This window comes from Streptomyces sp. AHA2 (assembly GCF_036857595.1).
Taxonomy (GTDB): domain Bacteria; phylum Actinomycetota; class Actinomycetes; order Streptomycetales; family Streptomycetaceae; genus Streptomyces.
This window is the reverse complement of sequence record NZ_JAUQWJ010000023.1, coordinates 92,470-102,500: the sequence shown is the minus strand read 5'-3', so window position 1 is coordinate 102,500 and position 10,031 is coordinate 92,470. Positions and strand designations below refer to the sequence as shown.

Sequence of the window (10,031 nt, the reverse complement as noted above, 5' to 3'; positions counted from 1 at the left end):
CTTCGGTCTTGCGTCTCCGACTCTATCAGATCTTTCCGATCCGATTTCCTCGGTGCTTTCCAGGTTTCCGCTTCCGCGGTTTCCTTTCCGGCGGTTCCGACTTTATCAGAAGTTTCTGAGTCGGATTTCCCGTCCCGGTCGGAGGCGGCCGCTGAGCCTGAGTTGGCTCGGGTGCCCCGTCGGGAGGAGTCGTAAACGTACTGGAGCGGGGCGCCCCGATGCAAATCGAGGCGCCCCGCTCCCAGTTGGTCCGGGTTCAGACCCGACGGGCCGTCAGACCTCCACCACGACGGGCAGGATCATCGGCCGGCGCCGGTAGTTGTCCGAGACCCACTTGCCGAGCGTGCGGCGCACCAGTTGCTGGAGCTGGTGGGGCTCGACCACGCCGTCCTGGGCGGACCGCTCGAGGACCTCCGTGATCCGGGGGATCACGTCGCTGAAGGCCGAGTCCTCGATGCCCGAGCCCCGGGCCTGGACGTGCGGACCGCCGGTGATCTTCCCGGTCGACGAGTCGATGACCACGAAGACCGAGATGATGCCCTCGTCGCCGAGGATCTTGCGGTCCTTCAGTGCCGGCTCGCCCACGTCGCCCACGGAGAGGCCGTCGACGTAGACGTATCCCGCCTGGACCTTGCCGGAGATCTTGGCCTTGCCCTCGACGAGGTCGACGGCGACGCCGTCCTCCGCGATGACGATGCGGTCGTGCGGGACACCGGTCAGGGCGCCCAGTTCGGCGTTGGCGCGCAGGTGGCGCCATTCACCGTGCACCGGCATCAGGTTCTTGGGGCGGCAGATGTTGTAGAAGTACAGCAGCTCGCCGGCGGAGGCGTGGCCGGAGACGTGGACCTTGGCGTTGCCCTTGTGGACGACGTTGGCCCCCCAGCGCGTGAGACCGTTGATCACGCGGTAGACCGCGTTCTCGTTGCCGGGGATCAGGGACGACGCCAGGATCACCGTGTCGCCCTGGACGATGCGGATCTGGTGGTCGCGGTTGGCCATCCGGGACAGGGCGGCCATCGGCTCGCCCTGGGAGCCCGTGCAGACCAGGACCACCTCGCTGTCGGGAAGGTCGTCGAGCGTCTTGACGTCCACGACCAGGCCCGGCGGGACCTTCAGGTAGCCCAGGTCCCGGGCGATGCCCATGTTGCGGACCATGGAACGGCCGACGAAGGCGACGCGGCGGCCGTACTCGTGGGCCGCGTCCAGAATCTGCTGGATGCGGTGCACGTGGCTGGCGAAGCTCGCGACGATGATCCGCTTGCGGGCGCCGGCGAAGACCTGCCGCAGGACGTTGGAGATCTCCCGCTCGGGCGGGACGAACCCCGGGACCTCGGCGTTCGTCGAGTCCGAGAGGAGGAGGTCGATGCCCTCCTCGCTCAGCCGCGCGAAGGCGTGCAGGTCGGTGAGGCGGTTGTCCAGCGGGAGCTGGTCCATCTTGAAGTCGCCGGTGTGGACGACCATGCCCGCCGGGGTGCGGATGGCCACGGCCAGCGCGTCGGGGATGGAGTGGTTGACCGCGACGAACTCGCAGTCGAACGGGCCGATACGCTCGCGGTGCCCCTCCGCCACCTCCAGGGTGTACGGGCGGATGCGGTGCTCCTGCAGCTTGGCCTCGATCAGGGCCAGGGTCAGCTTGGAGCCGATCAGCGGGATGTCCGGCTTCTCGCGCAGCAGGAAGGGGACGCCGCCGATGTGGTCCTCGTGACCGTGGGTGAGGACGATGCCCTCGATGTCGTCGAGACGGTCCCTGATCGATGAGAAGTCCGGCAGGATCAGGTCGATTCCGGGCTGCTCCTCCTCGGGGAAGAGCACTCCGCAATCGACGATCAGCAGACGGCCGCCGTACTCGAAGACCGTCATGTTGCGGCCGATCTCGCCGAGGCCGCCGAGCGGGGTGACACGCAGGCCGCCTTCGGCAAGCGGCGGGGGCGTGCGGAGTTCGGGGTGCGGATGACTCAAAAGACTCTCCTCACCACACGCGCCACGTACCGGTGGGGCACGTGGCGCGCGTGACGTTCGTGCATGAGCAGTTGTCGTGTGGGTCTGCGGGCACCGGTCGGCCCGCGTATTCAGTTGTGAAGCAGGTGCGCGGAGGCCGCGCGAAGTCTGGTGGTCAGAGCTGTACCCCGCCGGCGGCAAGATCGATCTTGAGCTGCTCGATCTCCTCGGGCGCGCATTCGACCATGGGGGCGCGCAGCGGCCCGGCAGGGAGCCCCTGCAGGGCGAGCGCCGCCTTGGTGGTCATCACGCCCTGGGTGCGGAACATGCCGGTGTACACCGGGAGCAGCTTCTGGTGGATCTCGGTGGCCTTCTGGACGTCACCCGAGGTGTACGCCTCGACCAGGGCGCGCAGCTCGGGGGTGACCACGTGGCCGACGACCGAGACGAAGCCGACGGCGCCGACGGAGAGCAGGGGGAGGTTGAGCATGTCGTCGCCGGAGTACCAGGCGAGGCCGGAGCGGGCGATGGCCCAGCTCGCACGGCCGAGGTCGCCCTTGGCGTCCTTGTTGGCGACGATCCGCGGGTGCGCCGCGAGGCGGACGAGCGTCTCGGTGTTGATCGGGACGCCACTGCGGCCGGGGATGTCGTAGAGCATGACCGGCAGGCCGGTCGCGTCGGCGACGGCGGTGAAGTGCCGGTACAGGCCCTCCTGCGGCGGCTTGTTGTAGTACGGCGTCACGACGAGCAGGCCGTGTGCGCCGGTGCGCTCCGCGGTGCGGGCGAGTTCGATGCTGTGGTGGGTGTCGTTGGTGCCGACTCCGGCCACGACGTGCGCACGGTCGCCGACGGCTTCCAGGACGGCCCGTACGAGGTCCGCTTTCTCCGCGTCGCTGGTGGTCGGGGACTCGCCGGTGGTGCCGTTGATGATCAGGCCGTCGTTGCCTGCGTCCACCAGGTGGGTGGCGAGTCGCTGAGCGCCGTCGAGGTCGAGTGCGCCGTCCGCCGTGAAGGGCGTGACCATGGCGGTGAGGACCCGCCCGAAGGGGGTCTGCGGAGTCGAGGTCGGAGCCATGGGTTACACGCTACTCGTTGCTCAGGACGGGGTCTGCCCGCGGGTCGGCCGACAGGTTCGGACACAGGCGGAGCCCGGCACTGCTTGCTCGGGGGTTCAAGCAGTGCCGGACCCGTTTGATCAGGCTAGATGAACTTCGCGAAATGCCGCAATCGGGACACTTCGCACGGCTGAACCGTACATCTGTACCCGACCGGTGAACCGGGGCACGTCAGGGCGCCACGCGTCCGTTCGCGTTGAAGGCGGCGTAGGTGAGCGGCATGAGCCGGGCCCACTCGGCCTCCATCTTCTCGCCCACCATCTCGATCTCGCGCTGCGGGAAGGAGGGGACCTTGGCCAGTTCGTGCTGGGTGCGCAGGCCGAGGAAGTGCATCAGGGAGCGCGCGTTGCAGGTGGCGTACATCGAGGAGTAGAGCCCGACGGGCAGGACCGCGCGGGCGACCTCGCGGGCGACGCCGGCGGCGAGCATCTCCTGGTAGGCCTGGTAGGCCTGCCGGTAGGAGTCCTCCATCACCCTGCCGACGAGCTCCTGCTGCGCGCGGGTGCCCTCGACGAAGACGTACTTGCCCGGGCGGCCCTCCTGGACGAGCTTGCGGGACTCGTCGGGTACGTAGAAGACCGGCTGGAGCTCGCGGTAGCGGCCGCTCTCCTCGTTGTAGGACCAGCCGACGCGGTGCCGCATGAACTCGCGGAAGACGAAGATCGGGGCGCTGATCAGGAAGGTCATCGAGTTGTGCTCGAAGGGGCTGCCGTGCCGGTCGCGCATCAGGTAGTTAATCAGGCCCTTGGAGCGCTCGGGGTCCTTGTTCAGCTCGTCCAGGGACTGCTCGCCCAGGGTCGAGACGCGGGCGGCGAACAGGACGTCCGCGTCGGACGCGGTGTGCTTGACCAGCTCGACGGTGACGTCACTGCGGTAGCTGGGCTTGAGGTCGTCGGCGGGGGTGTCGGTCACGATCGGCAGGGCCTTCCCATCTCGTCATTCGGCGACGCCACTCTACGGCTCGCCGAAAGGGGCGCGATCGGTGGCGTGCCGCGATGAAGTCGGTGAAACAGGGCACCTGCGGGGGAGCTCGTTCGTCTCTCCTGACGACAGCTGTCCGTTGTACCCCCGAAGGGAGACGCACCCCTGATGTTCGGTCGGCGTGAACCCGTACCGTTCGCCTTCGTCGCCGAGGCCGACAGGTTCCGCAGCAACGTCACTCCCCCACCGCGTGAGCGGTTGTCGGCGGGTGAGCTGGCCGGGCGCTGGCTGCTGGGGCTGACCATCGTCGCGGGCCTCGTGGGGTCCCTGGTCGTCGGGACGCCCGCGCTGTCGCCCGACCACTCGGCCGACCGGCCCCAGCAGTCGCAGGCGTCCGAGCGGCGCTGAGCCGCCCCGCGCGGGCGTGACTCCATCCGGCCCCCCGCCAGTGGTGACCGGCGACACAGATCGGTAGCCTCACCGGGCACAGCCCACGCATGGATCGAGTGAGGACCCGCCGTGCCCCTGCCCTTCCTGACGGCCGACCGCGTTTTCGAGGCGGCGGACGACGTTCCGCTCCCGTACGAGGACCGTGACCACTGGCGGCGGCCGTACCGGCCCGGACCCTGGCGGGTGGACACGGCGGCGCTGGCGCTGCTGCTCGCCTCGTTCGTGCTGTGCGCGGCGGTCGTCATCGCCGTGACGGCCCGACTCACCTCGGCGCTCGTCGTGTTCGGCTTCGCCCTGCTCGTCATCGGCGCAGCCGTGCGGCTGTTGCGCATGGGCGTGTGGGTGAGCGCCCAGGGGCTGCGGCACGTCGCGTTCTTCACGACGCGTACGACGCCCTGGGCGCAGGTCTCCTCCGTGCGTACGGTGCAGCAGCCGGTGCGGTGGCTGGGGCTGCCGCGGACGGTGCAGGGCCAGGCGCTGCTGCTCGTGCGGCAGGGGTCGGCCGCGGACGGCGTGCCGCCGCTGATGAGCACGCACGACGCGGACTTCCTGGGCCGCACGGAGGCCTTCGACCGGGCGGCGGACGCCGTCGAGGCGTGGGCCGACGAGTACCGGCCGCACTGACACACCCCCTCTTGCCATGCCGGCGGGGCCGGACCGGTCGCGGTCCGGCCCCGCCGGCATGAGTGGGGTGCGCTGCAGGCTGCTTCGGGCCGCGTCAGGCCGCTTCCGGCTGTTTGCCGTCGTGCAGCGCGATCGCGCGCTGCATCGCCTTGCGGGCGCGCGGGGTGTCGCGTGCGTCGTGGTAGGCGACGGCGAGACGGAACCAGGTGCGCCAGTCGTCCGGCGCGGCTTCCGTCTCCGCCTTGCGCCGGGCGAAGACCTCGTCGGCCGAGTTCCGGTCGATGCGCCCGCTGGGGGTGCGCTTGAGCTCGTCGACGGGCAGTCCGCCCTCGGCGTCGAGTTCGGCGGCCAGGGCGTTGGCCCGGCGGACGAACCGGGTGTTCTGCCACAGGAACCACAGGCCGATGCCCGGCAGGATCAGCACCGCCACCCCGAAGGTCACGGTGAGGGGTGTGCCGGTCTCGATGAGCAGCACGCCGCGGCTGCCGACCAGGACGAAGTAGACGACGAGGACGGCGGCCGTGAGGGCGTAGGTGAGCTTCGCGCGCATGTCGGTCAGGGGCTCAGTTCAGGTCCAGGAAGTGTTCCAGGCCGAAGGTCAGGCCCGGGGTGCCCACCACGCGGCGGGCTCCGAGCAGGATGCCCGGCATGAAGCTGCTGTGGTGGAGCGAGTCGTGCCGGACGGTGAGGGTCTCGCCCTCTCCGCCGAGCAGGACCTCCTGGTGGGCGAGCAGGCCGCGCAGTCGCACGGCGTGCACCGGGACGCCGTCGACGTCGGCGCCGCGGGCACCGTCCAGGGCGGTGGCCGTGGCGTCGGGGGCCGGGGCCGTGCCGGCGGCGCGGCGGGCCTCGGCGATGAGCTGCGCGGTGCGCGTGGCGGTGCCGGAGGGGGCGTCCACCTTGTTCGGGTGGTGCAGCTCGACGACTTCGACGGACTCGAAGTACGGCGCGGCGAGCTGGGCGAACTTCATGGTCAGCACGGCCCCGATGGAGAAGTTGGGCGCGATGAGCACGCCCGTCGTCGGGGACTTCTCCAGCCAGCCGTTCAGCTGCGCGAGGCGCTCGTCGTTCCAGCCGGTGGTGCCGACGACCGCGTGGATGCCGTGGCCGACGCAGAACTCGAGGTTGGCCATCACCGAGTCGGGTGTGGTCAGCTCGACCGCGACCTGGGCGCCGGCGTCGGTGAGCGCCTCCAGTGCGTCGCCCCGGCCGAGGGCGGCGACCAGTTCCATGTCCTCGGCGGCTTCGACGGCCCGGACCGCCTCCGAGCCGATCCGGCCCTTGGCACCGAGGACCGCCACGCGCAGCTTGCTCATGTCTTGTGCTTCTTTCACCAGGGGATCGTCAGGCGACGGCGTCGTGCAGGCGGGCCGCCTGTTTGTCCTTCAGCGGGCCGATGACCGACAGGGAGGGCCGCCGTCCCAGGATCTCGCGGGCGACCGCGCGGACGTCGTCCGGGGTGACCGACGCGATGCGCGACAGCATGTCGTCGACGGACATCTGCTCGCCCCAGCACAGCTCGCTCTTGCCGATGCGGTTCATCAGCGCACCGGTGTCCTCCAGGCCGAGGACCGTGGAGCCCTGGAGCTGGCCGACGGCACGGGCGATCTCGTCGTCCGGCAGACCGTGCTCGGCGACCTGGTCGAGCTCGTCGCGGCAGATCTTCAGCACGTCGTGCACCTGGGAGGGCCGGCAGCCCGCGTACACGCCGAACAGGCCGCAGTCGGCGAAGCCCGAGGTGTACGAGTACACGCTGTAGGCCAGGCCGCGCTTCTCGCGGACCTCCTGGAACAGGCGGGAGGACATGCCGCCGCCGAGGGCGGTGTTCAGCACGCCGAGGGCCCAGCGCCGCTCGTCGGTGCGGGACAGGCCCGGCATGCCGAGCACGACGTGCGCCTGCTCGGTCTTGCGGCCGACCAGTTCGACCCGGCCCGCGGTGCGCAAGGCGCGCGTGCCGCCGCGCGGGGCGACGGGGTCGGCGGCGAGGTCCCTGAAGGCCCCGGCCTTGTCGAAGGCGGCGCGGACCTGGCGGACGACCTTGGCGTGGTCGACGTTGCCGGCGCAGGCGACGACCAGGTGGGTGGGGTCGTAGTGCTTCTTGTAGAAGCGGCGTATGCGGTCGGCGGTGAGGGCGTTGACCGTGTCGACGGTGCCGAGGACCGGGCGGCCGAGGGCGTTGTCGCCGAACATCGTGTGCGCGAACAGGTCGTGCACGCAGTCGCCCGGGTCGTCCTCGGTCATGGCGATCTCTTCGAGGATGGCGCCGCGCTCGACGTCGACGTCCTCCTCCCGGATGAGCGAGCCGGTCAGCATGTCGCAGACGACGTCGATGGCGAGCGGCAGGTCGGTGTCGAGCACGCGTGCGTAGTAGCACGTGTACTCCTTCGCCGTGAACGCGTTCATCTCGCCGCCGACCGCGTCGATGGCGGAGGAGATGTCGAGGGCGCTGCGCTTGTGCGTGCCCTTGAAGAGCAGGTGCTCCAGGTAGTGGGTGGCACCGTTCAGCGCGGGGGTCTCGTCACGGGAGCCGACGTGCGCCCAGATGCCGAAGGTCGCGGAGCGGACCGAGGGGAGGGTCTCGGTGACGATGCGCAGGCCGCCGGGGAGGGTGGTCTTGCGCACGGTGCCGATACCGTTCTCGCCCTTGATGAGGGTTTGGGTACGGGCGACGGCCCGCGCCTCCGAGGAGGTGCGGGCCGTCGCCTTGGAGCCACGGGACGTCACTGGTCGGCGTCGTCCTTCTTCGTCTCGTCGCCTTCCTCGCCCTCGATCACGGGGATCAGGGAGAGCTTGCCGCGGGAGTCGATCTCGGCGATCTCGACCTGGACCTTCTGGCCCACACCGAGGACGTCCTCGACGTTCTCCACGCGCTTGCCGCCGGCGAGCTTGCGGATCTGCGAGATGTGCAGCAGACCGTCCTTGCCGGGGAGCAGGGAGACGAAGGCGCCGAAGGTGGTCGTCTTCACCACCGTGCCCAGGTAGCGCTCGCCGACCTCGGGCATCGTCGGGTTGGCGATGCCGTTGATCGTGGCGCGGGCGGCCTCGGCGGCCGGGCCGTCGGCGGCACCGATGTAGATGGTGCCGTCGTCCTCGATCGTGATCTCGGCGCCCGTGTCCTCCTGGATCTGGTTGATCATCTTGCCCTTGGGGCCGATGACCTCGCCGATCTTGTCCACGGGGATCTTGACGGTGATGATCCGCGGGGCGTTGGGGGACATCTCGTCCGGGGTGTCGATCGCTTCCATCATCACGTCGAGGATGTGGAGGCGGGCGTCACGGGCCTGCTTCAGGGCCGCGGCCAGGACGGAGGCCGGGATGCCGTCCAGCTTGGTGTCGAGCTGGAGGGCGGTCACGAAGTCCTTGGTGCCGGCGACCTTGAAGTCCATGTCGCCGAAGGCGTCCTCCGCACCGAGGATGTCGGTGAGGGTGACGTAGTGGGTCTCACCCTCGATCTCCTGGGAGATCAGGCCCATGGCGATACCGGCGACGGGGGCCTTCAGCGGCACACCGGCGTTCAGCAGCGACATGGTGGAGGCGCAGACCGAGCCCATCGACGTCGAGCCGTTGGAGCTCAGTGCCTCGGAGACCTGGCGGATCGCGTAGGGGAACTCCTCGCGCGTCGGCAGGACCGGGATCAGGGCGCGCTCGGCGAGGGCGCCGTGGCCGATCTCGCGGCGCTTCGGGGAACCGACGCGGCCGGTCTCGCCGGTGGAGTACGGCGGGAAGTTGTAGTTGTGCATGTAGCGCTTGCGCGTCACCGGCGACAGCGTGTCCAGCTGCTGCTCCATGCGGAGCATGTTCAGCGTGGTGACGCCCAGGATCTGGGTCTCGCCGCGCTCGAACACCGCGGAGCCGTGGACTCGCGGGATGGCCTCGACCTCGGCGGCCAGGGTGCGGATGTCGGTGACACCGCGGCCGTCGATGCGCTTCTTCTCCTTGATGACGCGCTCACGGACCAGGGTCTTGGTCAGCGAGCGGTACGCGGCGGAGATCTCCTTCTCGCGGCCCTCGAACTCCGGCAGGAGCTTCTCGGCGGCGAGCTGCTTGACGCGGTCCAGCTCGGCCTCGCGCTCCTGCTTGCCGGCGATGGTGAGCGCCTGGGCCAGCTCGGGGCGGACGGCGGCGGTGAGCGCATCGAGGACGTCGTCCTGGTAGTCCAGGAAGATCGGGAACTCGCCGGTGGGCTTGGCGGCCTTGGCGGCGAGGTCCGACTGGGCCTTGCACAGGACCTTGATGAAGGGCTTCGCGGCATCGAGTCCGGCCGCGACGACCTCCTCGGTCGGCGCGTCGGCGCCGCCCTCGACCAGCTTGATGGTCTTCTCGGTGGCCTCGGCCTCGACCATCATGATCGCGACGTCGCCGTCCTCCAGGACGCGGCCCGCGACGACCATGTCGAAGACGGCGTCCTCGAGCTCGGTGTGCGTCGGGAAGGCCACCCACTGGCCGCGGATCAGCGCGACGCGGACGCCGCCGATCGGGCCGGAGAAGGGCAGGCCGGCCAGCTGCGTGGACGCCGAGGCCGCGTTGATCGCGACGACGTCGTACAGGTGGTCGGGGTTGAGCGCCATGATCGTGGCGACGACCTGGATCTCGTTGCGCAGGCCCTTCTTGAAGGACGGGCGCAGCGGGCGGTCGATCAGGCGGCAGGTGAGGATGGCGTCCTCGGAGGGACGGCCCTCACGGCGGAAGAAGCTGCCGGGGATCTTGCCGGCGGCGTACATCCGCTCCTCGACGTCCACCGTGAGGGGGAAGAAGTCGAGCTGGTCCTTGGGGTTCTTGGAGGCGGTGGTGGCCGACAGCACCATGGTGTCGTCGTCCAGGTACGCCACGGCGGAGCCGGCGGCCTGCTTGGCCAGGCGGCCCGTCTCGAAGCGGATGGTGCGGGTGCCGAACGCGCCGTTGTCGATGACGGCCTCGGCGTAGTGGGTCTCGTTCTCCACTAGTGATTTCTCCTCGTCCTCGTCCCGGCTGCCCGTGTGGCAG

Annotated in this window: 9 protein-coding genes; 2 read left to right on the top strand and 7 right to left on the bottom strand. The window is 69.9% G+C overall.

Annotation, left to right across the window (positions count from 1 at the left end; genetic code table 11):
• Window positions 1–273: 273 nt before the first annotated feature.
• The 3 genes from Q5694_RS30605 to thyX all read right to left on the bottom strand — a co-directional run bounded on the left by Q5694_RS30605 (window position 274) and on the right by thyX (window position 3,965).
• On the bottom strand, window positions 274–1,959 hold the full coding sequence (locus Q5694_RS30605; RefSeq protein ID WP_333936738.1) for a ribonuclease J: 1,686 nt from the start codon (window positions 1,957–1,959) through the stop codon (window positions 274–276).
• Between the two features lie 154 nt (window positions 1,960–2,113).
• The gene (dapA, locus tag Q5694_RS30600) at window positions 2,114–3,013 is read right to left on the bottom strand and encodes a 4-hydroxy-tetrahydrodipicolinate synthase (RefSeq protein ID WP_333936737.1); all 900 of its coding nucleotides are present in this window, start codon (window positions 3,011–3,013) and stop codon (window positions 2,114–2,116) included.
• Between the two features lie 211 nt (window positions 3,014–3,224).
• Window positions 3,225–3,965, bottom strand: a complete 741-nt coding sequence (thyX, locus tag Q5694_RS30595; RefSeq protein ID WP_333936736.1) for an FAD-dependent thymidylate synthase — start codon at window positions 3,963–3,965, stop codon at window positions 3,225–3,227.
• Between the two features lie 177 nt (window positions 3,966–4,142).
• Here thyX and Q5694_RS30590 point away from each other — a divergent pair, with 177 nt between their 5' ends.
• Together Q5694_RS30590 and Q5694_RS30585 are read left to right on the top strand one after the other, a co-directional pair.
• The gene (locus tag Q5694_RS30590; RefSeq protein ID WP_333936735.1) at window positions 4,143–4,382 is read left to right on the top strand and encodes a hypothetical protein; all 240 of its coding nucleotides are present in this window, start codon (window positions 4,143–4,145) and stop codon (window positions 4,380–4,382) included.
• A 111-nt stretch (window positions 4,383–4,493) separates the two neighbouring features.
• Window positions 4,494–5,048 (top strand): hypothetical protein, encoded by a 555-nt coding sequence (locus tag Q5694_RS30585; RefSeq protein WP_333936734.1) that lies wholly within the window; start codon window positions 4,494–4,496, stop codon window positions 5,046–5,048.
• 94 nt (window positions 5,049–5,142) lie between these two features.
• Here the strand turns inward: Q5694_RS30585 and Q5694_RS30580 are convergent, their stop codons facing one another.
• Genes Q5694_RS30580 through Q5694_RS30565 form a run of 4 tightly spaced genes read right to left on the bottom strand, consistent with a single transcriptional unit; the run spans window position 5,143 to window position 9,988 of the window.
• Entirely contained in the window at window positions 5,143–5,598 is a 456-nt protein-coding gene (locus Q5694_RS30580; RefSeq protein ID WP_333936733.1) for a hypothetical protein, read from the bottom strand.
• A 13-nt stretch (window positions 5,599–5,611) separates the two neighbouring features.
• On the bottom strand, window positions 5,612–6,364 hold the full coding sequence (gene dapB / locus Q5694_RS30575; RefSeq protein WP_333936732.1) for a 4-hydroxy-tetrahydrodipicolinate reductase: 753 nt from the start codon (window positions 6,362–6,364) through the stop codon (window positions 5,612–5,614).
• Window positions 6,365–6,392: 28 nt separating this feature from the next.
• The gene (locus Q5694_RS30570; RefSeq protein ID WP_333936731.1) at window positions 6,393–7,772 is read right to left on the bottom strand and encodes a M16 family metallopeptidase; all 1,380 of its coding nucleotides are present in this window, start codon (window positions 7,770–7,772) and stop codon (window positions 6,393–6,395) included.
• A complete protein-coding gene (locus Q5694_RS30565) occupies window positions 7,769–9,988 on the bottom strand; it encodes a polyribonucleotide nucleotidyltransferase (RefSeq protein WP_333936730.1) in 2,220 nt (739 codons plus the stop codon). The genes Q5694_RS30570 and Q5694_RS30565 overlap by 4 nt, the downstream gene beginning before the upstream one ends.
• Window positions 9,989–10,031 lie beyond the last annotated feature (43 nt).